The organism is Parabacteroides sp. AM17-47 (genome assembly GCF_003434625.1).
Lineage (GTDB): Bacteria > Bacteroidota > Bacteroidia > Bacteroidales > Tannerellaceae > Parabacteroides > Parabacteroides distasonis.
In genome coordinates this window covers 1-25,645 of record NZ_QTLI01000025.1, presented here as the reverse complement: position 1 = coordinate 25,645, position 25,645 = coordinate 1, and the positions used below count along the sequence as shown (strand labels likewise).

At 40.0% G+C, this 25,645-nt stretch carries 20 protein-coding genes and 1 pseudogene; 2 read left to right on the top strand and 19 right to left on the bottom strand.

What is annotated here, in order from left to right; translation table 11 throughout:
- The first annotated feature begins 12 nt into the window (after window positions 1-12).
- Window positions 13-615 (top strand): restriction endonuclease subunit S, encoded by a 603-nt coding sequence (locus DW205_RS18320; protein WP_008768527.1) that lies wholly within the window; start codon window positions 13-15, stop codon window positions 613-615.
- Here the strand turns inward: DW205_RS18320 and DW205_RS18315 are convergent.
- From DW205_RS18315 to DW205_RS22885, 18 genes and pseudogenes are all read right to left on the bottom strand, one after another.
- Window positions 608-1,792, bottom strand: a complete 1,185-nt coding sequence (locus DW205_RS18315; protein WP_233523161.1) for a restriction endonuclease subunit S — start codon at window positions 1,790-1,792, stop codon at window positions 608-610. The genes DW205_RS18320 and DW205_RS18315 overlap by 8 nt on opposite strands.
- Window positions 1,793-1,797: 5 nt before the next feature.
- Window positions 1,798-3,204: a RhuM family protein gene (gene rhuM, locus DW205_RS18310; protein ID WP_032588294.1), complete on the bottom strand. Its 1,407-nt coding sequence runs from the start codon at window positions 3,202-3,204 to the stop codon at window positions 1,798-1,800.
- Between the two features lie 7 nt (window positions 3,205-3,211).
- Window positions 3,212-4,765, bottom strand: coding sequence for a type I restriction-modification system subunit M (locus tag DW205_RS18305; RefSeq protein WP_008764687.1), 1,554 nt, complete (start codon window positions 4,763-4,765; stop codon window positions 3,212-3,214).
- Window positions 4,766-4,769: 4 nt separating this feature from the next.
- Window positions 4,770-5,474, bottom strand: a complete 705-nt coding sequence (locus DW205_RS18300) for a GIY-YIG nuclease family protein (RefSeq protein ID WP_008764686.1) — start codon at window positions 5,472-5,474, stop codon at window positions 4,770-4,772.
- A 13-nt stretch (window positions 5,475-5,487) separates the two neighbouring features.
- Window positions 5,488-8,316 (bottom strand): type I restriction endonuclease subunit R, encoded by a 2,829-nt coding sequence (locus DW205_RS18295; RefSeq protein ID WP_008764685.1) that lies wholly within the window; start codon window positions 8,314-8,316, stop codon window positions 5,488-5,490.
- Between the two features lie 43 nt (window positions 8,317-8,359).
- A complete protein-coding gene (locus tag DW205_RS18290; protein WP_032588293.1) occupies window positions 8,360-8,623 on the bottom strand; it encodes a helix-turn-helix domain-containing protein in 264 nt (87 codons plus the stop codon).
- A gap of 152 nt (window positions 8,624-8,775) precedes the next feature.
- Entirely contained in the window at window positions 8,776-10,998 is a 2,223-nt protein-coding gene (locus tag DW205_RS18285; protein ID WP_008764682.1) for a hypothetical protein, read from the bottom strand.
- Window positions 10,999-11,027: 29 nt separating this feature from the next.
- Entirely contained in the window at window positions 11,028-12,401 is a 1,374-nt protein-coding gene (locus DW205_RS18280; RefSeq protein ID WP_008764681.1) for an ATP-binding protein, read from the bottom strand.
- Window positions 12,402-12,521: 120 nt separating this feature from the next.
- Window positions 12,522-12,842: a helix-turn-helix domain-containing protein gene (locus tag DW205_RS18275; RefSeq protein ID WP_008764680.1), complete on the bottom strand. Its 321-nt coding sequence runs from the start codon at window positions 12,840-12,842 to the stop codon at window positions 12,522-12,524.
- A 130-nt stretch (window positions 12,843-12,972) separates the two neighbouring features.
- Window positions 12,973-13,398: a hypothetical protein gene (locus DW205_RS18270; RefSeq protein WP_233523160.1), complete on the bottom strand. Its 426-nt coding sequence runs from the start codon at window positions 13,396-13,398 to the stop codon at window positions 12,973-12,975.
- Window positions 13,399-13,580: 182 nt separating this feature from the next.
- On the bottom strand, window positions 13,581-17,174 hold the full coding sequence (locus tag DW205_RS18265) for an ATP-dependent RecD-like DNA helicase (RefSeq protein WP_118310397.1): 3,594 nt from the start codon (window positions 17,172-17,174) through the stop codon (window positions 13,581-13,583).
- Between the two features lie 55 nt (window positions 17,175-17,229).
- Window positions 17,230-18,330 carry a type II toxin-antitoxin system HipA family toxin gene (locus tag DW205_RS18260; RefSeq protein WP_008764678.1) on the bottom strand — a complete coding sequence of 367 codons (1,101 nt, stop codon included), beginning with the start codon at window positions 18,328-18,330 and terminating at the stop codon, window positions 17,230-17,232.
- Window positions 18,323-18,640, bottom strand: coding sequence for a helix-turn-helix domain-containing protein (locus tag DW205_RS18255; RefSeq protein WP_008764677.1), 318 nt, complete (start codon window positions 18,638-18,640; stop codon window positions 18,323-18,325). The genes DW205_RS18260 and DW205_RS18255 overlap by 8 nt, the downstream gene beginning before the upstream one ends.
- A 1,094-nt stretch (window positions 18,641-19,734) precedes the next feature.
- A complete protein-coding gene (locus tag DW205_RS18245) occupies window positions 19,735-20,364 on the bottom strand; it encodes a hypothetical protein (RefSeq protein ID WP_005864300.1) in 630 nt (209 codons plus the stop codon).
- Between the two features lie 17 nt (window positions 20,365-20,381).
- The gene (locus DW205_RS22890; RefSeq protein ID WP_005864298.1) at window positions 20,382-20,696 is read right to left on the bottom strand and encodes a hypothetical protein; all 315 of its coding nucleotides are present in this window, start codon (window positions 20,694-20,696) and stop codon (window positions 20,382-20,384) included.
- A 10-nt stretch (window positions 20,697-20,706) separates the two neighbouring features.
- Window positions 20,707-20,937 (bottom strand): annotated as a pseudogene (locus DW205_RS22630) (hypothetical protein); the annotation flags it as partial.
- A 43-nt stretch (window positions 20,938-20,980) separates the two neighbouring features.
- On the bottom strand, window positions 20,981-21,559 hold the full coding sequence (locus DW205_RS18235) for a metallophosphoesterase (RefSeq protein WP_005864297.1): 579 nt from the start codon (window positions 21,557-21,559) through the stop codon (window positions 20,981-20,983).
- A 598-nt stretch (window positions 21,560-22,157) separates the two neighbouring features.
- Window positions 22,158-22,397: a hypothetical protein gene (locus DW205_RS22885; RefSeq protein ID WP_082210341.1), complete on the bottom strand. Its 240-nt coding sequence runs from the start codon at window positions 22,395-22,397 to the stop codon at window positions 22,158-22,160.
- 317 nt (window positions 22,398-22,714) lie between these two features.
- Between DW205_RS22885 and DW205_RS18220 the strand changes: the two genes are divergently transcribed.
- Complete coding sequence (locus DW205_RS18220; RefSeq protein WP_005864290.1) at window positions 22,715-23,323, top strand: type 1 glutamine amidotransferase family protein; 609 nt, start codon at window positions 22,715-22,717, stop codon at window positions 23,321-23,323.
- Window positions 23,324-23,390: 67 nt separating this feature from the next.
- On the opposite strand, the gene DW205_RS18215 is transcribed toward DW205_RS18220, so the two are convergent.
- The gene (locus DW205_RS18215) at window positions 23,391-25,466 is read right to left on the bottom strand and encodes a BT4734/BF3469 family protein (RefSeq protein WP_005864288.1); all 2,076 of its coding nucleotides are present in this window, start codon (window positions 25,464-25,466) and stop codon (window positions 23,391-23,393) included.
- Window positions 25,467-25,645 lie beyond the last annotated feature (179 nt).

The following is a 25,645-nucleotide window of genomic DNA, read 5'->3' as shown; positions in this document are numbered from 1 at the left end:
TCTAACAAATCTTTGCGTGCGAACAAATGTTTACTAATCGCAGACCTACAAACTTTACAATCCTTAATCAAAGGAATTGCACAGCATTGCATTAAAGAATCAACAAGTGGAAACACATATGTAAAACTTGGTGATATTTGTCAAATTACAACAGGGAAACTTGATGCAAATGCACAGGTAGATAATGGGATTTATCCATTTTTTACTTGTGCAGAACAACCATTCAAAATTGATAGCTTCGCTTTTGATACAGAAGCTTTACTAATCTCTGGAAATGGTGCTAATTTGGGATATATCAATTATTATAAGGGAAAGTTTAATGCTTATCAAAGGACTTATGTATTAGACTTGTTCTCCGAAAATATCCAATACATTAAATGGGCGTTAAAAGTACTGCTACCCAAAAGAATTGCAATAGAAAAGAGTTCAAGCAACACTCCTTATATAGTGCTATCAACTCTCACGGATTTAAGGTTGCCTATACCTTGTAAAAGTAAGCAAAGTTTCATCGCAAACCTAATGCAATCTTTGGAAAGAAAACTATCAAATCAAATCGCACAGTATGATTCCTATAATTATTTGAAGCAATACTTGCTCCGCCAGATGTTTATATGAACATTTGACGGAGTAGATACTGCTTTTGACCTATATAAAGATTTAATACTTTATGATTAATATCTATTTTGTCTTGAATTTTATCAAAAATAATTGCCTTCTGTTTTTGTTCAGAAATAGTGGGCAATGTTATTTTTAACTTTTCCAATGGAGTACGTACTATTTGCGGCTGTCCAGAGCCAGAAATAATACTATTGAAGTTATACGCAGAAAGATAATGATATAAATATCTCTTACACACCTTATCTTGATACTTATCTGTATTTATCACCATTGCATTTCCAGTTATCCAAGACATTGGTTTTGTATAATTTACCATACCACAAGTATTTCCACGGCAAGTTATACAAATTTGTTCCGTTTCATGATTGTAATCCTTATATTTGCCAATAATCCCATTTGCCCCATATACAAGAAAACCATCTTCTGTTAATTCTGTTGAAGATATTGTTTGCGGCTGATATATTTGTGCAATTTCGCTTAAATACACGTTATTGCCATAAACTCTTTGCATACAACATACTCTTAGTCCTTTGATTAAGGACTGCAGTTTCTCAATGATTTTGTTTTGGGTAGCGATGCGCTCATCTATAAGTCGCAAGAGCGTGGCTATTTTCGTTTGCTCTACTTTGGACGGAATGCCAATAAAGCACTCGGAAAAATTCTTTGTGCTGATGGAATAGATTTTTGTTCCTTGTGCTATTCGTCTAATCTGATTATGAAATGCAGATGACGAAAAAGCATATCCTTTGAAGCCGATAACAGTTTTATTTTTATTGTCACGTCCATGAATTGTATGCAATCCACATACAATGTTTTTTCCTGCAAGGTCAAAGAACTCAATAGGCTTGGCTACTTCATTCGTATCTTCCGAGGCATCTGCAAAAGCCACATCACCCTCTTTACACAATTCAAAGTTCTTGGGCATATTGTCCTCTTTGATATTGGGTAAATTATCTCTTGTCAAATCAACCATAGTAGGAAGCCCAACATGAATTAGTCCATAATGTAAGTTCATTATGGCTTTCGTTCCATATTCAAGTTGCTCCCAGCTTAAAGAATTGGTTGAATAGAAGTCCAATAGCTCGGACACTTTACATATTTCCCACTCTTCACTAAACTCCGGGAATCTCAAATGGGGAACATTGAGGACTTTATTTTCGTTATTATCTGCCATAATCATTATTCTTTATCGGGATTGATATCAAACGGCAACAATTTGTCACCATCATTAAACCGGTCGAAATCAGAGATAAACGAGCGGTCTTGAATCACTTTATATTTTTCATACTCACCATACGCCTTCTCTCGTGCTTCTTCTTGAGAAACTTTACCGGCTGAATCTTGTGCTTGATAGTCCATTGTAGCAAGAAACTGTTCAAGACGCTGCTTCCAGTCTGCCATCGTTGTAATAATATGGCGTTGGGCACGCTGCTCTGCAAATTCAAGAAATGCGTTAGTTATGCCGTTGAGTTCTAAAACCTCTTTGTCTGACAAGTAGTTCTTTGCCACAATCGTATCAGACTTCTGGACTCTGCCATCGGGAGCTTTCTTCCAAGTGGTCAATCCCATGTGTGGCATTTCCGAGTCGGCACGTTCATACACTATTTCGGCAGCGGTACGATGAGTTACAGCCAAGTGCATCATGTTTTGCACCATCTTGAAAAACAATTTGGTACAATCCGATTTCGGATCGTAATCGGCACTGCATTCAGCATAGATGTCTGTTATCTTTTGGTAGTATCTGCGTTCTGATGTGCGTATCTCACGAATGCGCTCCAGCAAATCATCAAAATAATCTTTGCCAAAGTGTTTTCCCTGCTTCAAGCGTTCATCATCAAGCGCATATCCTTTAATAATAAACTCCTTCAATACAGATGTAGCCCAGATACGGAACTGAGTGGCCTGATAGCTATTGACACGATAACCTACTGCAATAATGGCATCCAAATTATAGAACAGCGGTGTACGCTCCACATCCCGTTTTCCCTCTGATTGAATTATCCCAATTTTTCGGATAGTTGCCTCTTTAGTAAGCTCACCTGTTTCGTAAATCTGACCAAGATGATAGTTGACAGTCCGTACATCCACCCCGAACAAATCGGCCATACGCTTTTGTGACATCCAAAATGTTTCACTGTTGAATATCACTTCTATTCGCACTTCGCCTTGCGCTGTTTTATACAGCAAAATGTTAGAATTCAACGAATTTTGCATCAATTCGTTTGTCGAAATTGTTCGAGTAAAATAATCGCGAGCTTGTTGTACCAACACTTTTTTGACATCGGCATTTTCGGCAACAATCATACATGCCATACGAGACAGACGGAAAATATTGACCTTACGGAATGAGCCGCTTCCAATTCTTACCATATCAACCGTTTGGTTGAAATGGTCGTCAACATTCATTCCTTTTTCACCTGCCACCTTGATAGCTTTGTCTATGACTCTTTGGAATTTCCAATAAGCCGAATAGCCCATAGCAGCGCAAAGGTCACGTGAACTCCAGTATTCGTTTCCGCCCCCATCCTGACGGCGTATATTGTCGAATGATGGACGCATTTCAGGGATGTTGTCTATCTCTGCCATAGTGTAATTATTCAACCAGCCCCAATTCTTTCAAATAGATCTCTATCTCCTTATCCAGTTCGGCTCGCTTGGCTTCCAATTCCGTTATTTCAGCCATGACTGCTTTGATGTCGATAGGCTCTTCTTCCTCAAAAGTATCGACATAACGAGAAATATTCAGGTTATAGTCATTTTCGGCGACCTCCTGTAAAGTAGCGAGGTGACTGTACTTTTCAATCTCCTTGCGGTCGCGGTAGGTTTCTACAATCTTCTGGATATGCTGAGGGCGGAGTTTGTTTTGGGTCTTGACCTTTTCAAACTCTTTGCTGGCATCAATGAACAGGATATTATCGTCTTCCTTACGGCATTTCTTCAATACGAGAATACAGGTCGGAATGCTTGTACCATAGAAAATATTGGCAGGCAGCCCGATAATGGCATCAATATAGTTTTTCTTCTCTATCAGGAAACGGCGTATAACGCCCTCTGCATTCCCTCGAAACAATACTCCATGCGGAGCAACGCAAGCCATCGTACCACCTTCATTGAGATGATAGACCATATGCAGGATAAAAGCATAATCGGCCGTTTTCTTAGGCGCAAGTCGACCTGCTTTACTAAAACGGTCGTCGTTGTTGAATTTATCGGCTGCACTCCATTCGGCAGAGAACGGAGGATTTGCAACCACTGCATCGAACTGCATATCATCGAATGCATCCCATTCAAGCGTATCACCATTCTCTATTTTGAAGCTGCTGAACCGGATGCCATGTAGCAACATATTCATTCGAGCAAGATTGTAGGTAGTCGGATTTTTCTCTTGTCCGTAGATATATGCTGCCTTACCGATACTTGCCGCACGGAGCAATAGCGAACCACTACCACAAGTAGGATCATAAACATTACGCAAACGGTTATGCCCAAGAGTAACAATCTCCGCCAATATACGGCTGACCTCTTGCGGAGTATAGAACTCTCCGGCTTTCTTGCCTGCGCCGGCTGCAAACTGGCTAATCATATATTCGTAAGCATCGCCCAAAATATCAATTTCTTGCGAGGCCTCTACACCAAAGTCAATATCGTCCAATGCAAGAAGCACATTGCTGACGAGCGTGTTTTTATCATCTGCTGTTTTTCCCAATTTAGGCGAAGCCAAATCAATGTCCGAGAACAATCCACCAAAATCCTCTTCACTATCCTGTCCCAAAGTGCTGTCTTCTATACGCTTCAACGAGCGTTCCAACATAGGAAGAACATTTTCTTTCCGCTTGATAGCCTCAATTACGGACGAAAACAAGAACTTCGGTTCAATGAAGTAGCCTATATTTTCCAAGCACTGGTTCTTAACCTCTTCCTGCAATTCCGGTGCATCCGAATCGGTCATTTCCCATAATTCCTTGAATGTAACTTCATCATCATCCAACGCACTGTTAGCGTATGTTTCTATCTTCTCCGACAGGTATTTGTAGAAGATGAATCCCAAGGTAAAATACATAAAATCGCTTGCCGACATATTGCCACGCAAACGGTTTGCGACCTCCCAAAGCTGGTCACGGAGTTTCTGTTGCAGTTCTTCGCTCATATCTTTATTGCTCTATATTATCTTGTATTACATCACTTTCCGGCAATGGTATATTGCTCTCTATTATACTTCTCAGGTCATCCAGCACTTTCCCTTTATATGAGAAATATTTTGCCCCTTGATATGCACCCGATGTATTTCGTTTCTCTTCCGGCATAAACGTACCGACAAAAGGGGACAATTTATAAATACGACCTTCGTATTCAACGGAATCATCGCTTGCTACCTTGACTTCCGTATCCGTAGGAATAAAGGTAACACATTCCCCTATTTTAATACCGACCATGCTGAATTTGAAACGTCCTCGCTTTACGGTTCGTTTCTGCACGACAGGCAATGAATCTTTTTCGTTATGACAAACCGGTTTATTATCTACATAGACCGTAACAACCGCATCATCAATCATCTTGGCTATGTCATTGAATATATCCAAAGCTATTTGAGGCGGTACATTGAAAAACTCCCGATTCTGACGAATACGCAAATCCGTCAACCGATCAATAGTCTTGTGTACATGCTTTTCAACATCGTTATATTTGACCGTCTGAATGGTTGCATAAATCTCAAAAGGCAACAGAACAGCCGTGTTGTCAAGTTCCTTGGAACGTATATCTACAGGCCGCGCACTTTTACCGATCTTGACCCAATCCTCACGAAAACTTGGATTAGTCAAGATATACACATATCCGGGTTCATTTGTCTTTACCATATCAGTATTTCTTTTAATCCCAACTGAAAGTGCGTATGATATTACGCAATCTGTCTAAAATCCTCGTCAACGCCTTTCTCGTCTTTATCAATCCGAGATGCTTCTCTTTCAATGCTTTTTGTATGATTTCCGGCTGCTCTTTTTGCAGGTAGTCATATTCTTTGAGGAAGTGATTCAATACCGATGACGATATTTCCTCTTCCTTAGCCAATGAGTTGACGGCATTTTCTCGCTCAACGGCAATATAGTGGTTCAACCGTTCTTCCAAATCGCTTGTACCGTCAGCTTTACCTCGCTGAATCATGAAGTTTTCCTTATCGTCATCCACATTCTTTTGAATGAAACCATCGATAAGTTTGGCTTTGCTGCGCATTTCTGCGTCTTTAATCATCGTATCAATGATATTCTGACGGCGTTCTGCGTAATCGGCACTATATGGGTCAAGTTCTGCAATGAGTTCAAGGATATATGCCACATTGATAATGTCGCTATGTAGGAGTTCAAGGCAGAAATCCACATCACCGAGGTCTCCGTCATCCGGAACATCTGTATCATCATCCGGTTTGGGTGACGGTGCTGGATCAACGAGTGCAAAAGTATCATGGATATCAAGATACTTACTTCTGAAATCCATAAATTGCTGTTCCGTCATGCCGAGATCATCAGACTCTTCATTATAATCCTCGTATATCTGTATTTCAGCATGTTTACGGATAATATCACGGAACGCCAAAACAAACTCTTTCTTAGCTTTTTCACTCTGCAAAAGGTCTATGCAATTTGTATCCGGATATTTCTTCAAAAAATTGGTAGCAAGCTCCTTGTATTCCTGTTTGACTTCTTCAAACGGAGGTCGCACTATTTCTTCCGGATTGTTACTGTTGCTGAACAATTTGATAGCGGTATCAACATTGCTTTTCAAATCACGGAAACACACAATCTTTCCGAAGCGTTTCTTTTCATTCAGCACACGGTTTGTCCGGCTGAATGCCTGCAACAAGCCGTGGTATTCCATATTCTTGTCTACATAAAGCGTATTGAGTTTCTTGCTGTCAAAACCGGTAAGGAACATTCCGACGACCAGACAAAGATCAAGCGGCTTCATATCAGCTCGCTTCTTTTTCATACGCAGGTTAATGTCATCATAATATGCACGGAAGTTCTCTGTCGTAAACGATGTCCCGAACATTTCATTGTAGTCATCCATGATGGCTTGCAGTTCATCAACCTCACCGGCACTGTCATTCAGATAAGAACCTGTACCCATTCCTGTCAGATCATCATCTTGACTTCCATTGGCTGCATAAGTAAAAACTGCACCTATACGAATCTTGGGATTCAGTTCCTTGAATATCTTGTAATAACGGATAAGCATCGGTACGGACTGTACAGCAAACAATGCATCGAACTCTCCGTCAAATGTTGACTTATTGAAATTATTAAGGATGAATTTGGCGATTTCCGTCATGCGATTGGCACTGCCGTTCTGCACTTCCTCACTGCCATGATAATATTCTACAAGGAAACCGAGAACATTTTCATCGGCAATGGCATCTTTAATCAGATAACGATGTAGACAGTTGCCGAACACCTCTTTGGTCGTATGCCCATCAACTGCATTCTCTGTAAAAATAGGAGTTCCAGTAAATCCGAATATCTGGGCATTATCGAAGAATTGCATAATCTTCTTATGACTCTCCCCGAAGTGACTGCGGTGACACTCATCAAATATCATCACGATACGGGAGTGGCGTATCGAATCTATCTTGCTGCTGTACCATGTCTTACTTACGGCAGCATTGAGTTTCTGAATAGTGGTAATGATAATCTTGGAGTTACTATGCAGCCGTTTTACCAGTTCATCCGTATTGTCCGTACCGTCAACAGCTCCCGGTTCAAAGGCTTCATATTCCGACTGCGTTTGTGTGTCAAGGTCATGACGGTCAACAACGAACATGACCTTATCTACATCATCCAACTCCGAAACAAGCTGTGCTGTCTTGAATGAAGTCAAGGTTTTTCCTGCGCCTGTAGTATGCCAGATATAACCGTTATCGTTGGAGTTCTGTACCCGATCCAATATCTTTTCTACAGCATAGAACTGGTATGGGCGAAGTACCATCAAGCATTTATCCCCTTCATGCAATACGATATATTTTCCGATAATCTTACCGAGCGTACACTTTTCCAAGAAAAATACAGCAAACTTATCCAGTTCATTGAATGGCATATTTGCCGCATCCGTCCAGTTGAACGTGAATTTATATCCACCATTGGGATTATTGGCAAAATAACGAGTGTTTACGCCATTGGAGATAACAAATAGCTGAATATAGTCGAACAGCCCATGAAAGGATGTCTTATGATAGCGTTGTATCTGATTGTATGCCTGCTTGAGTTCTACACCCCGACGCTTCAATTCAATCTGAACCAGAGGGAGGCCATTGATAAGAATCGTCACATCATAGCGACACTTCTTTCGTCCCTCCACCGTAATCTGATTCGACACCTGAAACTCGTTCTGACACCATTGGGTACGATTAAGGAATTCTACCCAAATGCGCTGTCCGTTAGCAGTATCAAGAGGATATAGGTCACGAAGTTTCTTTGCCTTTTCAAAGCGAGTACCACCTTCAAGATATATCACTATCTTCTCAAACTCTTCATCCGTAAATGAGTTACGACCAACTTCCGCCAATTGTTTCTTGTTGTGAATTTCCAACTGCCGTTTGAAATTGGCATAAAGATTGTCTTCTTCAGTAATCTGGACATATTCGTAGCCCATTTGCCGAAGTGTGGCTATAAGTCCAGCTTCCAATGCCGCTTCGCTCTGTATTGACATATTCTTGTGCCCTATTATGGTATTATTACTTATTTATTCCGGCTTACAATATTTTGATACCTAATGCATTTTCTATCTTGCACAAGGTTTCCAATGACAAATTCTCGCGACCTTTCAACACCTTGGAAACATATTGCTGAGTGCAATTCATCTTCTCGGCCAACGCTCGTTGTGTCATGCTAAGTTCTCCCATTCGGTTCGACATGATTGCTGCTATAGCCTGCGAATGGCAAACCCAATCTTTGCTTTTGCATTCCACCGTTTCCTCTTTTACTTCCAATGCGTTGCCTATCTTTTCTTCTGCCATTATATGCATCAAAAATACCTTTGCCCTATTTTGTAGGCAAAAGTACTATAAATAATTGAGACGGCACAACTTTCAGGTTGTTTATTGACAAGTAACTAAATTTAAATCGCCATACTATTTTTGATCATTAAGTTGGAATCATTACCCTAGCACTATTTTTCATGCATATAGTCTTCAAAACTAATTGGTTTATAACAATCAGGAATTTTCACCAACTTCTTTTTGTTGACAACGAATGAAGGATTGTAATGCCAATTATAAAAATTTGAAATAGTAAAGTAATTAAATAGTGCAAGAATGAACGTTATCACAAAAGAAATGGGTTTGAAATTACAAAAATCATTAATCACTTGTACTGTATCATCTGCAGCAACAAAATAGTAATAAGACATTGCCCCTAACGTAATAATCATTATGAACAAACCAACTACAAATAAAGTTGTAGAACGAGTTTTTGATTTTGCAATTTCATAATCAAGAATTTTTTCTTTTTGTTCTGCTCGTTGTTTATTTTCTTGCTCCCATAAATTCTTGATTTTCATCTCAAATATCTCCTTTTCCTTTTTTATACCTTCTTTCTCTGAAACAAGTTGATCTTTGTCTGCTTTTAGAACTTCATTTTCTTGGTATATAATTTTTTCACTATTTTTTAACTCGGCTTCTTTGCTTTCAAGTTCGTGCATACGTTCATTATACTTTTGTTGCATTTTTACTTGATTATCCTTAATTTCTTTTATCTCACCTTGAAGCATTTGAAATAGATTATCAAATTTTTGGGCACGATTTACCTCAATTTGCTCCTGCCGCATAGATTCATCTTTGACCCTTGCCGCAAATGCAGCCTCATCTTTATGTGCAAGTTCATTAAGCTCTTGCACATCTTTTATTTGCCTGCTTGCGATACGAGTTGATAAGTTAACAACATCCCTATCCGTAATTTTATAGATTTCGCGATATTTTTGGATATTATCATCTAATTCTTTAATAATCCTTGCTTTAGGCAAAGATGAATTTAAAGTATATGAAACTAAAGATGTTATCCCCATTGTAGCAACATCATCACTAGTAATATCAATTGTCGGATTACTCAACCAAAGAATATTTAACAAGTCATCTACTTTAATAATTTCTGGCTGATGCTTCTTGCAGCTATATAAATCCTTATACTCTGTATCCGAATAATCATTATCATGACTTATCGCATTATTGACAAACCAACAGTTAACTTTACCAAACTCTTGGATATACTTTTCCCCTCGCTTCTCCCTAACATAAACCAAAGCCATAGCATCATGCAAGGCTGCTTTGTCCGTATTTCTATATTTGCGAATTATAGAAAATTCCTTGCTAAATTTCGCCTTTCCTTGCCATTGTTTTGTTTGTGGTATAACATGGAATTTGAAGTGATTAACAAGTGTATCCTCTAAATTATCCGATATTCTATTTAAATCCGTGCTAGATAAGTGTCTTCTATCGCAAGCATTATAAATATCTTCACGATTTATATTTTTAGCAATAATTGCACTGCTTAAATTTGTAGATTTAAATAACAACAATGCCTGAATCTCCTCTATTGTATCTTTCAGAACTGTAAACTTATAACCTAATTTTCGGCTTACGTCTATAAGAGTATTACAAGTTTCGGTTGATTCTGGAGTATTTAAATCCAAGAGGCTAATAATGAAATTTGTATCTAATAATAGTTCAACATTCATATTGGCATCAGACGGCTGATAGTCCAAATAACATGAAAGCATTGAACCCAAATAAATATCACGAATCTTTTCAAAAATCTCAGGGACTTGTTTAAATGTATCAATAAATTGCGCTATAAGAACATTGTGAGAAGAATCTATCGTAGCTTCACTACTACCATTTGCCAAATAATATGATATCTCACTACGATTTTGTTCTACAAACTTAAATAAATCAACGTCATTATTTGTAGTACCTACATTATACGCTTTACAAAAAGTTTTAAACATATGCACAACTTTCGCCACATCCTCTTTACCTTTTTGTATCAATTCAGAGTAGTCTTCAAATATAAATTTATCAATCCAAAATGAGCCATCATTAAATATCCGCATGTCCTCACGACCATTCGTCTTATTTATTTCTGAAGCAATAACTTTTAAAATATTATTTAAGACGGATATAGGAATGACCAATGAAAACTTTTTCTCAATAGCATCAGTAATTTCTTTCATGCTATTTCCCTTCACCACTCCTAATGGATATAGTTCAGATAGTGCATTTTTTACTATAGGAATAAAAATATCTAATGGACCATGAGCTAATGTCCCTTTATCATAGATATGTGCAAGCACACTATAAGCTATGGCACGATTTTGATAATTCAGTGTTTCAGGCATAAAATTTATACAGTAAAGCTAATTAAACATTAGTAACTTAATCTGACAACATCTTCCGGCAACATAGTATTTCCTGCCTCATCTTTTGGAGCATTCTTAAGAAACAGCATCGGAACTATGGTGTATTTCTTGGCAAACGGCAGCAAATTAGCCTTGCGGAGGAGTTCAGTTGTTAACTGTTTACCATTCTCTTGAGTTGTCCATTTACATTCACCAACCAGCAGATACTTTTTATCAAGCGATTCAGCCATCACATCGAATTCGACCTGTTCCGGCTTCTTATCCTCATTGATAACAGAACCCCACCAGCGTTTTGCCTTGCCGTAAACCACTCCATTGACAAGATTTCCTGTTACGGCATCCCGACATAATTTTTCCCATTGCATACTCACATACTCCGAGAAATGAGCAGTCAAAGCCTGTTCTATGGGTAAACGACGGCCAAGTTCAATAAACGAACGATTAGGTACGACAAACTGATAATAAAATGCCATAAACGGATCAGCTATCTTGTAGAGGCTCTTTTTCGCATTCTTTTCATCAATCCCGAACGGAACATCTTTCGCCAAAAATCCGAGATCAATAAGCTTCTTCAACGGACGCGACAGATTGGTTGCCGGCTCATTGCATCTTGCGGCAATCTCAGAAAGCCGATTTGCGCCAGTACCGATATAAGACATTATCGTCGAAGTCTTGACAATATCCTTTACATCGTCCTGAAACAATTTTATCGGTTCTTCGTAAAGAGTTCCATTTACAGAAAGGATATTGTGCCACAAAGCATCATTAAGTGAATTTTGGTTTTCCCTTAGTTCCCAATAACGCGGCACACCTCCCCAAACAGCATATTCTTCAATGGCATTCATCGCATCAAGGCTCAAAGCCTCTTGAATATATGGCAAACGTATCAGTGCAAGTTTCATGATCTCATCAGCACGACCATAGAGAGGTGCAGTAGAATCAAGAAACAGCCCATACATCATATTTTGTGACGAACCACAAAGCACAAGATTATACTTCAACTGCTTTTCATCAACCAGTTTTTGCAGCACAGACGGCAGCTCAGAAGATTGCTCTACAAGATACGGAAACTCATCCAAGCATAAAGTAAAACGCTTGTCTGTTCGATAATTGACCGCGCGAAACATAGATTCCCAATCCGGATATGTCAGTTTGTCGAAATCCGGGAACACTTGTGCAATCACTTTTGCAAGCAATATTCTCTGATGCTGACCTTCGGAACGGTCGGCAAGGAAGTAAACATCATTTTCTGACAACACCCTTTTAATGAGCGTTGACTTACCCAGCCGTCTGCGACCGTACATCACGACTAACGAGGATTTCTCTCTCGCAAGAGCATCTTTCAGTCGTGCCGCTTCATCTATTCTATCAACGAATTTCATACGCCTTATTTATTATGTAATACAAACATAATGTTTTTGCAGCATAACACAAAATTTAAAACCATGTTTTTTATCCCACCAGAACAAAAGGCAACTTATATTATGGAAGAACATACGCATCTATACCTTTTTCGAAGCTCGCCTCCTTGTCTTCAAACTCAAATCCTGCAAAGCTTTTCCCAGTTTGTCTTCTTTGGCCAACCACAGAATATCATCGTCAAGCTGCAAGGCATACAGCACTCGCAAATAAATTCCGATTGCAACTGTCGGTGCGCCTTTTTCTATTCGGGACACAGTCAACAGAGAACAGGTGGCACGTTCTGCAATCTGAGCCACACTCAGATTCCTTCGTAGGCGAGCCAATTCAATCTGTTCTCCTACAATCGACATCTTCTGCACCAATTTTCGAGGCAGTTTGGTTCCCATTGTATTCTTTGTCATATCTTTATCTATTTAAGGTGCAAAGCGACCGTGCCGATAACTTTACCATAGTCAATCTATCATATAATATGCAAAGATGGCGATTTTGATTTACTTAATGATATATTACACATACAATATCTGACATTTTTCAGTCAACATCGAAAAAAATCCAGTCTTTAGACGCATATTCCTTTTCAAACTCTGCCAAATCTTCCTTTATACGCTCACGAAAATTCTCTTCGCTATCATTGCCACTCATCATCCAATCTACGCGAGTTGCATATATCTCTGCTATACGAATTTGCCGACATGCCTCCTTCATTACATTTATCGTTTCATCTGACAGTTCCAATACATCAGCATCATCTGGATAGCGGCCATAATAACAATGATGAATTGAGTATAATACCGGAATTCGTTCACCGTCAGAAGTGCCAGACATATATCGCATTGTTGATTGGAATATTACTCCATCTACGAAAAAATGCTGCTCTGAATATTTTTGTTCTGCCTTGACGATAGTTTTATCTGTCAGAAGAAAAGATTCCGCATCTTCATAACTGGCAAAACTCATATAGCTATGGTATGAGCCAAAGCTATCTTTCTCGTAAATAGTCCAATAATCTTTATGTATCTTCCCGGCTTTGGTTGTAAAGTTCTCGCAATATCACGCTCGATAGAATTAGCTATCTCTCCGAAGGCAATCATATGCCGATTAAAATATCCTCCACTCATAGTTATTTCTGTTCTTGGTATTTATTCTACAAGATTTTTAATCTTGTCAATTACCTTCATGATTTCAGTAGTGTCAATAGACCCATTTTCATGGTCATGAGTCGTGAAAAGGTTTTCACCTTCTATGAAACCTATAGAATTATAGAATTTCAATTTCTTTTCCCATGAAGTCTTATATTCTGGAACTGTAAGCATACCCAGATGTTCCCAGATAATAATCTCATCAGAAAGGTCTACAAAAGTGAAGTCGGGAAGGCATTGATGTCCATCTCTATTAAACATTTCTTCATATTTAAACTTGATGTCGGCAGAGATAAGTTCGTTTGCGATAATTACCTCTGACTTACTACGAACCATAAGGTTGGGATTTTTTGTCCGATGTATCAGGCCTTCAACATAAGGGATTGAGGACTTATTTTCTCTTGCCACAAGTTGTTCGAACATATTTGAATTTCTTTGCGCAAGAATAGAGGCTTGAGGCTTCGTTTTTTCCCAAAGCCAATAGACATTATCTTGTATGAGTAGAATCAGTTTCTTTTTAGCTCTCGTCAATGCAGTGTAAATTAACTCACGTGTGAGAATGCGACCAAACTTAGGCAATACCAGCACCACAGTGTTGAAATCGCTACCCTGGCTTTTATGAATCGTGATAGAATATGCAAGTTCTATTGGAGTTTCACTATCTTCTCCAGACACGCCTCTTTTACCGAAAGATTCATTGGGAATACCGGCGTAAATCAAATTCGCATATCCTTTATAAATAGATCGCACAAAACCAATTTGACCGTTAGATAACTGATATTTTTGATGGGATGGGTATGCTTCCACTTTCTCATTTTTAAGTTGCATTATCTTATCTTTGGGATAAATCTTCTGTGTTGAGAATTGTATAAATTCCTTGTCGTATGTTCCTATCCATTTCTGAACACATTCATTAAGATGCAATGACCCCCAGATAGGATTCAGGACAGGGGTGAGGACTTGCACAGACTCAATCGTGTTAGGATTTGCCGCAAGCGATTTGATGGAGTCAATACCTAACCGATGCTGAAGAACGGCAGATAGATTATCTTCAGTACACCCCAATTCAATACATAATGCTTCCATCAGACACTTTTCAAGGTCGCTTTCGTCTGTCCAAGTCATTACCTGCAAATCTCCATTAAGGTCTCCGGTAGCCATCTTATTGAATATTTCATCAGCCCCTTTCTTTGGTTTCTTGCTACTAAACCATGATGCAAGTGTTAAAATATCAGATTCGCCGGTAGTAATTGTACGTACTACCGTTTCGAGCGATGTGATTGCTGAATTTAATACAGGAACAGTGTCCTTGTTTTGAAGGCGGTAGCACAAATCAGCAAATGGTCTGCCTGCCCCTATCGGAGGAAGTTGGCAAGGGTCACCAATCAATATAAGACGATTAATCTTAGCGAGATCTAACGCTTTTAAAAGAATATACAAATCTCGCGTTGTCAGCATAGAACATTCGTCAATAATCACATTGGCAGCATTGGCATACTGTCTTCCGTTCGGATTGTCAATAGCTAACATTCTATCCCAATCAAAGAAACCTTGACGAACGAGGAACTGAGCAATGGTTTGGGCTTCAACACCCTTACCCATTTTGCCTAATCGAACTCTCGCTTTTCCTGTAGGGGCAAGTAAAAGCACGCCTTCGTTTTTTATTTGTGAGCAGGAAAGAAATGTCTCTACTACGGTTGTTTTGCCGGTACCGGCACCACCTGTTAAGACAGAGAGTTTTCTATCCGTCATCATCTCCAACGCTTCAATCTGCTGTCTCGTTGCTTCACGACTATTCTCGTTATTTTTGTCATAATGTGATGATGACATGGCACGAGTTTCCCAGTCAACGTTCAACTTATTACGCACAGAGCTTTTGGCTCTGGCCAATAATCGTTTGCTCAACCAACGCTCCATTTCTGCGTATTCTTTTAGCTGTAGTGCCTTAGGATTGTCGTCAGGGAGATAGACCAACTCATCGGAGAAAAAACCTCGGACGGTTAAGAAATAGTCGTTTGGTAATAAAGAATTTGTATCAGAAAGAGTATCACTTACATATTGTCCCAACTCGGCAATGGATAGTAACGTGTCTCCATCGTCAAGAGCAGAGCAAAGACGTTCAACAGTCATGGAACGTAATCTGCGTTCATCTATCAAAGTACGAACAGCAAACGGTGCCGTTGGAATGTTTTCACCTTGAATGTCTACATCAGGAATCACACCAAAGTCGATAGTTTGTGTGTTCACACGATTATCGTAATCCTGAGCACATTTTTCGCTTATGATATAGGGATTAGTCAAAAGTTTTTCATAAGTCTCAGCATTGTTGGCATATTGCCCTATGATATCTGCATCGAGTTCAAATCGGGAAAGTAGCTCAAGCACTCTTTTCCCTTCATCTGAACGATACTCCCAAGATTTCTTATACGCGGGTAGTTCTGAAAAATAAACTGTATTGGGAACAGGTAGCTTCCCTGCCATTAAGTCATTGTAGTATCTCCACGGATTGTCTTTTTTCCCACATCCGGCAGTCAGAATATCCCGTTCTATCAGATATGAATAGTTTACGCCTATCGCTTTGAGGCATTCTGCAAATGAAGGGAATGGCGAAATCGAAGACTTAACCTTGGCTATGCTGTCATTTATCCAGCGTAATTGTAACTGCCAGTCGCCTCCCACTAATCCATGCTTCATAACGGCCTCCAATGCCCGCCTTGCATTTTCAAGGATGATGAGCATTGATTGATTGCTAATGAATTCACAACCGTAAGATAGTTCATTGAAGATACGTTCTGTATTTCCAAGCTTATCAAGAGAGATTTTAATTTCGTCAAGGGCTTCCTCTTTTGTTAATCCTGTCTTCTTTTGAATATAGTCCTCATCAAATTCCAGATATTGGTTGTATGGCAATAGAAAGCCTTTGGAGTCCTGTAATTCCTGCCTTATAGAATGTTGTACAACCATTTCCCATAAAGGATATGTGTAATCGGCCTCTGTATCGTATAATTTTATAGATGCCACAGAGGTTACCTCTCCCATACCGACAATCATACGGCGGCCTTCATCATCTACAGGATTACCGTTTTTACAATAAAAGACACAGATTGACTCATTGGCTTCAATATTCCCACGAAACCACTTCAGAATATCGAGTTGACGCTCTGCACCATATAGCCACGATGAATTGAACGGGGATTTTTCCACGTCATGAAACTCCGGATGTCTATCACTCAACCACGATTGAGAATCAAGAGACATATATCTAAATGGAATAGCTAAAGCAGAATATGCAGGGATTTCAATTGTTGTTGGCTTTAAAACGTCATGTCGCCCTCCTTTGCCCGCATACACGTGCTTAAATTCCCGTTTATATGAGTGCTGATTCATAAAACCACCGTTTTCGCTTGCACAAACGGGACGTTCATGCTGTGGAAGTAAACTCCAATCCTCAGAAGCATGCAAGCAATCAGCAGTATCCCGCGACATGGATATTCTTGGGAGAACCTTACAAAATGTATTACAAGCAGGATTCTTGCATACATGGCCATTCCAATTAGAATCGTGCCAAGGAACACGTATAGAAATATGTTTCATTTGTTATAATATAAATAGATTCCAATAAACAATTATTAAATCAAGCCAAGGTCATTTAGAAACTCTGGTCAAATGTCATTGATAATATACCTTGTATTTCCTCAAAAATTTCCACTGCCTCCTTTTCATTTAACCCAACTTTTACCATCACAGCAAATAAATCTTCTTTTGTAGGTTCAATGCGATCATTGATAGAAGTCGTACGGAAGCCATTTATGCCATCACTTGGCAACAGATCGAATGCCGGAGCGAAATGCCAATTGCCATCACGATAGATGAAAGCAAAATTCTTTGCGTGGTCATCTTTGTTATCAATCAAGTAGTTGAATACCATAAGACGATACACTTTCCACATTTCCGCCACGCTATGCGTCAAAGTTGCGCATACTTGAAATATGTGAGTGTAGTCTATGCTTGGCAAACGATAGTCTGCCCCGATAAGTCCGGCAATGCTTACAACGTGTAATTTACCGTTTGAGGTACGGTCAAAACGCTCCACTCCGAAATATTTATCTTCGAAAAGTCGTGTTTTAGGCATCTCTATTCCACACTCTTTGGCAAGAAGCGAATAACGGTATTCATCCTCACCAATATGTTTGGAATCTCTCTTTGCCCGGAACTTCACCAACCATTCTTTCCCATCATAACGAGTAAAGATTTTGGGGCGGGCTCCACCCGGAGAACCACCTCTATACTGGAACTCCTCAATTCCCTCTCCGTTATAATTGTCGCTATCAAGAATCTGTTCCGCCTCCAATGCCAATTTTTCAAAATCTGCGTATTCTTGCTTTGATACAACACTCTTGTCTGGACGAAATTCCAATGCACCGCGTCCAGTAGAACCGACCAACGCAAGACGGTCAAGTAGTGACAGTGTTCGTGGATTGACCCCGTTCCGCTGCAAGTATCTATCAAGAATTAGCAATCCCCACCCATCAGGCAAACAATCATCAAAAACACCGAATCCACCATCAAACGGACGAGGTTTTGCTATAAATACCCCACTGCGCAATGGTAACTCAAACGGAGATATAGAAAAACCAGAATTGAGCCACTCTGCCGAATATTCAAATGCACATAAACTCTCTTTGGTTAAAGCCAATCTGCCAACCAGTCTATTATCATATATTACCTCTATCCGCTTTATGCTATTCATTTTTCTTCCCTCTTTTACGTATAACACTTTGCTCATTCAATACATCATCTAATGACTGATATTGCTTCTGCGCAAAAAGAGCATCAAAATCAGAAAGCGCATTCAAAGCAAAGCCTACTTGAAGCAATCCTCTTAATGAAATCTCTCCCGTCTGCTCAAATCTGCGATAAGTAGCAAACTTGACTCCTGCTCTTGCTGCCAATCCTTCTTGAGTTAAGTCCAATTCAAGTCTCCGAACCTTGACTCTTGCTGCAATTTGCAAAGCAATATCACTGGGACTTGAAACATTAAAAGCTATTATATTATTCATAGTTTACATATCTGCCAATCAACAAACAAAATATTATTCAATACAAAAATAAGACTTATTCCTGAATATACCACCAAATTCAGAATTTATTTGCACCTCAAAATGAAAATCAACTTTACTTTATCTCCGTATTCATATATACGTACATTAAAGTAAAGCTAACAGAGGGAGAGAAAAAAAATGGCTTCGCCAAAGCCGAACCGAACTATATCTGCCGACTTTCTTTTTTTTGGCTGCAAAAGACACAGAAATCCTGCTCACAAAACAGACATGATTCGAGCCATTGTAAGACACAAGAGCCAACCCCAAAATCCGTAAAACCATCTCTGATTTTGCAACTCGAATCGGCGAAATAATCACCGATATGCCTTATCTTTGCGAACCGGATGTTTCGGAGCAAAAGAGAGCCATTTTTCTCTTTTTCCCTTCGTTTGAAGACAAACTAAGGTTAAAAACGTTAAATCTTCGATTTTCGGCGAAAAACAAGTAAATTTTTGAGCAGTCTATCTTTTAAGCCGTAAACTATTGATAATCAATTGGCATAATATGCTGCATCGACAATTATCATTTCACAAAGCTGTTTGGATCTCTTATTTGTGAATACATACAAATGTTATAATAATGATATACAGCTAAATATAAACAAAATATCTATAGATAAAGTTACTACAAATGATATTCCGTTTAGAATGTTAGAAAAATATCCTCGTTAATTATTTCAGCAACTCTAGAAGTTGTTATCAACGAACTCCAAGTTTATTGAAATTATCCTCGATATGCTAATAGAATCTTACACCATTACTCTACAACTTATTATTTCGTTATTGAATACAATTCTTGATCTCCACCTAATGAAACTGATGGAAGATATCTCATCCAATCCATCATATTAGAAAGATTTCTTATTCTTTCATCTATCGTAGGGAATTCTATTGCATCGAACAATGCCTGTTAGTTAGAATTTGATTAAGTCATATTTGAAATATCAGAATTATGCAAATTATCGGTACTATTTCGAATCAGTGCCGATAATTTGCATGTTACTGACTAACCAAACGGATTGCCAGATGTGCGTTAACATATGAAATATGACATTAGTTTACCTTCACCCTCTCCTCTTCCTGCCATTCAGCAAACGAGACAATCTCTTTGTATTGCTCAGCAGTCAGAGATGATCCACCATCTTCACTACATTCGTATTCCCACGGTAGCTCATAAACGGAGCCTTCTTCTTGATAGCCCATATAGTTATGGTATGAATAAGGAACCAACCTGACATAATCTTCTTCCTCAAGAATCTTCAGAAGCTTGTCAGCATCGTGGATTATTAATGGAACACCGGACTTATATAGAGCTGTGGCAACTTCAATGGCGAGACCGGCATTCGCAGAATAACTGTTGGAAACGACAATCACCCATCCTGACCGTTCTGTATCTGATGCAAAGATATTCAGGCGGGAAAGCCCCAGTTCTCCATAATGATCCTTGGCAAACCAGATGAAATCATCCGGACTATCAATATCGTACTGCTCATCAATTTTTGCAAACTTCATCCGATTATAATAAGCTACGTCATGCAATTCATTAGGGCCATAAGTCTGTTCAGTCTGGTTGTATTTACTGACAGGCAAATTTCTGTAGAACGACTCATACACTAATAATGGCATCCACCAGTCTGCGCAGATAGGCAAAAATACGGGTAATAGTTTCCCTGCTCCATTCATCGTTATAGTATTCATTATTATCCGAAACATACGAAGAATAATTTGAAACAACGAAACGGGTATATTTCCGGTCTGTAAACCGGATTGCTCTTCGCTCCATGTATATGGAAGCGACATGAAACCAGCGTGTTTCCATCGGGTTGAATATCACCCATCACTTCCAATCTTTTAAACTGGGACTGGAGTTCAATCAGCCTGTCCAACATATCACCCTTAACAACAATCTCCGGATGACGCACCCCGCCCAACCATTCAAAATGAGAGGTATTCAAGGCATATTCTTCAGCCAAATCGGCAAAGAACTTTCTATCTATTATCTTATTTTCGTTCATATCTTCATTCTTAGTAAATTTCAATATACTTTCCCGAATCAAACCCATTCATAAGATGCTCGTTCTGGAAAACATATCCCATCTGATTGGATAATACTTTGGTTCCACCAATCTCTGCATCAATATTCGTATGTGAATGACCGTATATCCAGACATCAATCCGGTTGTTGCTTACCAAGTCTCCATCGTCACTCGCAAAGGCACTGTTCAGCACCGAATCTTTGTGGCAAGGTGCAACTACCTAAAAAGTGGGCATAGGTGCAGATCACTCATGTATTGTATTCTCATTTCTTTGATAGTTCAACCTGTTTCTCTATGATTGCCTTTACCTGTGCGAATGAAACCGGAGTGAAGTCGTTATTGTCAACTCCCACATCATATTGTGTAGAGAAAAGCATTTGAAGGCGAGGCTTATCTTTTCCGATGTTATTCCTGCTTGTATGCACATGGCCGAAAAGCTGCCAGGTATCATCGTATGAGCCGCTATAGCAAAGGAACGGGCAATGATTCAGATAAATCTTCTGTTTATCCACCTCGATGTACATCTGCATCGTGATCAGTTCGAAATATTTTGTATAATTCTGCCTCAAGTTCTTCATGTCATGATTACCGGCTATGAGATAGATTTTCCCATTCAACCTTTTGAGTATCTTTGTCCATTCAGCAGAGCCACCAAGACAGAAGTCGCCAAGATGAAATACGATATTATCCGGACCGACCACACGGTTCCAGTTGGCAATAAGTGTTTCATTCATGTGTTCTACATCCTTGAATGGCCTGCTACAGAACCTGATGATATTGGTATGATTGAAGTGGGTATCGGATGTAAAGAACACCCCGCTTCCGTTGAATTTGTAATCCATAATCTTCTTTTTTTATGCACATCACTGCGCTGGTTAATAAAACTGAAGTTTTCAATGCCCATGGACGGAAATGACGGAGTAGAGCGCATAATGCGAACGTCACCAATGGGCAAAAACAAAGCCGTTGAAAAATTTAGTAAGGACTTTTCAACGGCTTCAATTTATCTTTTTAATAGGAATACCTGCACCTAATGTACTCCTACCTGTCTATAAAACGTTCGCTGGAAAGTGTTTTTGCATTTACCGAATGACTCAATGCCTAAAGTATGAACATACGACATACTCTCAAAGCATACTGTGCTTCGACATAATGTGTTTACTAATATGTTCACTCTATTCTGCAGCATTGTAATTTTTTTAATGTTTTTATTCAATTGTGAGTGCAAAAATACTGAATTTTCTTGAGAACCAATTAACTATTCGCTAACTTTTTGATAGCTTTATAATACTATTATTGTCAAACAGACGTGGAGAAATAGAGTACCTATAACCAAGCAACTTTTTCAAATGGTTGAAATAGAATAATTCAGTCAATCCTTCACCGACAATATGAATGACCTGTCTAGTTGCTGTATTCTTTCTAACTTTTCTCATAAGGTTACTGATTATAGGTTAGGAACTGCACCAAATTTACCGAACTTGTATGCTTTTTGGAGAGAACTGATTCTTTGATAATACGCAAAGTCTCTTGCTTATATCCTTTGCGGTCGTACTCCTCCCCTCTACACATCCAACAACTACATGGAGTTCCCGTAGTTTTATAAACCTGCGCCCATTTATCCTTTGCTAATTCAAACCAATGAGGATGCTCATAACAACTACCATCTTCACGAATAATGCAAAATTACGATAAATATTGGCAATTATATCAGATGGGGTATATTATCATAATAAACAAAGATTGAAATAAAGCAATTCCAATAAAAGCATTACCTTTGTAAACAACAAGCATTCTGTAACATCCATGCAAAAAAGTAACTGCAACAACTGCCCCCTAAGGAAAAAATACGATAAAAGCCCTCAGTCATTAATGGGACGCTTTTGGCGTTGGCACATAAACTTCTGCCCAGGCTGGAAAGGATATTTCAAATCTCTTTCGCCTGACGAGCAAAACGAGATTAGAAAGAAGTATAACTTCGATAAATACAATAAATAATGAAAAAAGAAATTCTATTCGTCTTGTTAAAAGACTTTGCCGATTGGGAAGGGGCTTATATCGCTCCCAACCTCAATTTAGGTGTTGAGCCCGGAAGTGAAAGCAAATATATAGTTAAAACCGTATCTGTCAGGAAAGAGCCGGTTGTATCGATCGGAGGGTTCAAGGTGCTGCCCGACTATGGGATCCATGACATTCCGGCCGATTATGCAGGGATCGTATTAATAGGAGGCATGAGCTGGTTCACCCCGGAAGCCGAAGCCATTGTTCCTCTGGTAAAAGAGGCCATCGAGAAGAAGAGGCTGGTGGCCGGTATTTGTAACGCCTCCGTTTTTCTTGGTATACACGGTTTCTTGAACCATGTAAATCATACCAGCAACGGATTGGATTACCTCAAACAATTTGCGGGGGTTAATTATACAGGTGAAAATCTTTATATGGATGAACCGGCTGTCAGAGCCGGAAACATTATTACCGCCAACGGATTTGCAACTCTGGAGTTCTGTCGTGAAATACTCTATGCGCTGGAGGCAGACTCTTCCCAAAAGATAGAGAGAAGCTATCGAATGAACAAAACAGGTGTTTGGGAAGATCCAGAAGTGGGATAAATCACTTATCTAATGGTGGTAGATAATAAAACATCTACCACCAACAACTTACATCTACCACCATTTACTACTTTTCGACCACTAAATACAACCGTCCCCTACTCGCTAACTGCGTCTTAAGCCCTATCTTTTTCAAGAAGCGACCAAAGACGGAGACATTGCTCATCGGAAGTTTTACGCCGCTCTTTTTTTGCAGCGATAGGTAGATCTCTCCGGCAGAGATCTTCAAACCTTCCTCCTTATGCGAAGCGGGACGATAATATTGAAAAAACAGATCCTCGAACAAAGGACGTTGTTGAAACGCCTCGTTCGCTTGCATCTGCGAGGCCTCTTCCTCATGCGTCAGCCAATAACGCTCGTTATTATTCAAGGCGGCAACCGCTTGCGCATAGAGCTGGAGATAATCGATAGGCTGGGCATTGTCTATCATCCCTTTCACCTCGATACAAATGAAACGGCGGCTGCCGGAAGGATCGCCCAGCAAATCCGTATGGTTGCTCGTAGCGATAAAGGAAGCGTAACGTTTCACCGATTCCACCTGCGTGGCATGAGGCTTGCGTACATTTACGACCGGCTTCTGCAACAGATGCTTCAAGAAGCCTTGATGCCTCGCGCTCACTTGGTCGAACTCATCAATATTGATCAATCCGAAACGAGTAAGATACAGCTCGGCATCCCGCTTCTTGCTGAAATCGATGCTGTCCGTGTAATACTTATTCAAGTCCGGTGGCAACAGGTTGAAACAGAACGTGGACTTCCCGCACCCTTGCCCGCCAACCAAAAGCGGGGAAAGGCTGTTGCCATGCTGTTTGTCACGTCCCTGCCAATGCGCTACCATCGACAGGAACCAAGTGTAAAACAACTGTTCCCACCGTACGTTGTCGCAAGGGATGCGTGCGGCCAGCGGACGGATGCGATCCTTGCCGTCCCACACGGGCAAGCGGATCAAATAGTCCTCGATAGGCGCATAGTCCGGGATGCGATCTGAAAAGACAAAACGCCGTACATCCCTGTCCCATAGCTGCAATCCTTCTTTCTGGGCATTCAAGGCGATACTGTTCAGCACACGATCCGTCACGGGGCGATAGTCAAAACAGAAGGTGTTTTTCTCCCGATATTCCGGTCCGCCAGACATCAGATTGTACCGGAAATCGTAACGACGGTTCATAAACTCCTCCATTTTCAAGCTCTGTAGCTGCTCCGGCTTGTAAAGGGACGTACTGCCAAAATCAGAATCGGAGGCTAAGCGGTAAGACTGCCTCGAGGTCTCCCGGATCTCCACTTCCGAGATCAGATTCCCCAAATAAAGCATCGTCCACTTCACACAATCCTCCTCTTCTACCCCAGCCGCGAAACAAAGTCTTCCTAGAGTGACCAACAAAGGTTTGAAATCCACCTTTATGCTCAAACTTCCATGTTCCTCCAAAGCCCGCTGCAAAGCGAATTCATATTGGATGGCAACGTAACGGTATTGGTCATAAAGCGTCTGTCCGGCACTCTCTACCGGTACCGGCACCCGTTTTTCGAACCGTTCCTGATAGGCGCTTTCGTCGGGCATAGCCACAGGCTGCTCCAGATGAATGGAAAGGGCGTCCGGATTGTAATACACATCGGCATCATAACTGAGGCGGCAGCCCATCTCCAACACCGGACGTTTCAGCTCGATAGGATAAGAAAGGCGAGGCTCATACGTCTTGAGCGCATGTCGGTAAGCGTGCGCATGAAAAACCTCGGCATCCGTACGCGAACGGGGAAGCGACCCGTCGGGATAGGTATAAGCCACCACGAACTTCACGCTCCGTCCGCTAGAGCCGATCATAGCGAACAGTGTCTGCGGATATTCCACTATTTTTTGTTTCAAGGACAAAGCCTCTTCTATGCTCTTCAATCGATTGATCTCCAGCAAAATCCAGCCATTATACTCCTTCAACTCGCCTTTTCGAAAAGTTCCGGCAAAGAGCAACTGAGGTAATTTCCGGGTAAACGGATACCGTTTGTCGGGATAAGCCCGCCTTAATTTCTCTCGAAAGAGCGCAAGCTTATCCCTCGTCCGCTCATCCTTTACCCATGCCACGATCTCCTCCATACGCATCGCCCGTTGCGCGACGGTATGTCGATAGGCTGTTTGCTTGGTTATTTTCATGTCTAATATATTATTTAAGAAGTTGAATAACTTATGCTTACAGTTTTTTCTATAGAAAAACAAAAGTTTTCCCCTAATAAAACTTTTGTTTCTTCCTAAAGAAACTTTTGTTTCCTCTAAGAGAAACTCTTTGTTCTCCTAAGAGAAATGTCTTTTCCTGATTTATCTAGACACTTTTT

What these genes read in the sequence shown, in the direction of transcription:
- DW205_RS22890 (WP_005864298.1), bottom strand. Translation starts at nt 20,696, where the DNA reads ATGAACGAAAATAAGATAATAGATAGAAAGTTCTTTGCCGATTTGGCT.
- DW205_RS18245 (WP_005864300.1), bottom strand. Translation starts at nt 20,364, where the DNA reads ATGAATGGAGCAGGGAAACTATTACCCGTATTTTTGCCTATCTGCGCA.
- DW205_RS18270 (WP_233523160.1), bottom strand. Translation starts at nt 13,398, where the DNA reads ATGAGTTTTGCCAGTTATGAAGATGCGGAATCTTTTCTTCTGACAGAT.
- DW205_RS18275 (WP_008764680.1), bottom strand. Translation starts at nt 12,842, where the DNA reads ATGACAAAGAATACAATGGGAACCAAACTGCCTCGAAAATTGGTGCAG.
- DW205_RS18285 (WP_008764682.1), bottom strand. Translation starts at nt 10,998, where the DNA reads ATGCCTGAAACACTGAATTATCAAAATCGTGCCATAGCTTATAGTGTG.
- DW205_RS18260 (WP_008764678.1), bottom strand. Translation starts at nt 18,330, where the DNA reads ATGAATAGCATAAAGCGGATAGAGGTAATATATGATAATAGACTGGTT.
- DW205_RS18265 (WP_118310397.1), bottom strand. Translation starts at nt 17,174, where the DNA reads ATGAAACATATTTCTATACGTGTTCCTTGGCACGATTCTAATTGGAAT.
- DW205_RS18305 (WP_008764687.1), bottom strand. Translation starts at nt 4,765, where the DNA reads ATGAGCGAAGAACTGCAACAGAAACTCCGTGACCAGCTTTGGGAGGTC.
- DW205_RS18290 (WP_032588293.1), bottom strand. Translation starts at nt 8,623, where the DNA reads ATGGCAGAAGAAAAGATAGGCAACGCATTGGAAGTAAAAGAGGAAACG.
- DW205_RS18255 (WP_008764677.1), bottom strand. Translation starts at nt 18,640, where the DNA reads ATGAATAATATAATAGCTTTTAATGTTTCAAGTCCCAGTGATATTGCT.
- DW205_RS18315 (WP_233523161.1), bottom strand. Translation starts at nt 1,792, where the DNA reads ATGGCAGATAATAACGAAAATAAAGTCCTCAATGTTCCCCATTTGAGA.
- DW205_RS18235 (WP_005864297.1), bottom strand. Translation starts at nt 21,559, where the DNA reads ATGGATTACAAATTCAACGGAAGCGGGGTGTTCTTTACATCCGATACC.
- DW205_RS18220 (WP_005864290.1), top strand. Translation starts at nt 22,715, where the DNA reads ATGAAAAAAGAAATTCTATTCGTCTTGTTAAAAGACTTTGCCGATTGG.
- rhuM (WP_032588294.1), bottom strand. Translation starts at nt 3,204, where the DNA reads ATGGCAGAGATAGACAACATCCCTGAAATGCGTCCATCATTCGACAAT.
- DW205_RS18280 (WP_008764681.1), bottom strand. Translation starts at nt 12,401, where the DNA reads ATGAAATTCGTTGATAGAATAGATGAAGCGGCACGACTGAAAGATGCT.
- DW205_RS18215 (WP_005864288.1), bottom strand. Translation starts at nt 25,466, where the DNA reads ATGAAAATAACCAAGCAAACAGCCTATCGACATACCGTCGCGCAACGG.
- DW205_RS18295 (WP_008764685.1), bottom strand. Translation starts at nt 8,316, where the DNA reads ATGTCAATACAGAGCGAAGCGGCATTGGAAGCTGGACTTATAGCCACA.
- DW205_RS18300 (WP_008764686.1), bottom strand. Translation starts at nt 5,474, where the DNA reads ATGGTAAAGACAAATGAACCCGGATATGTGTATATCTTGACTAATCCA.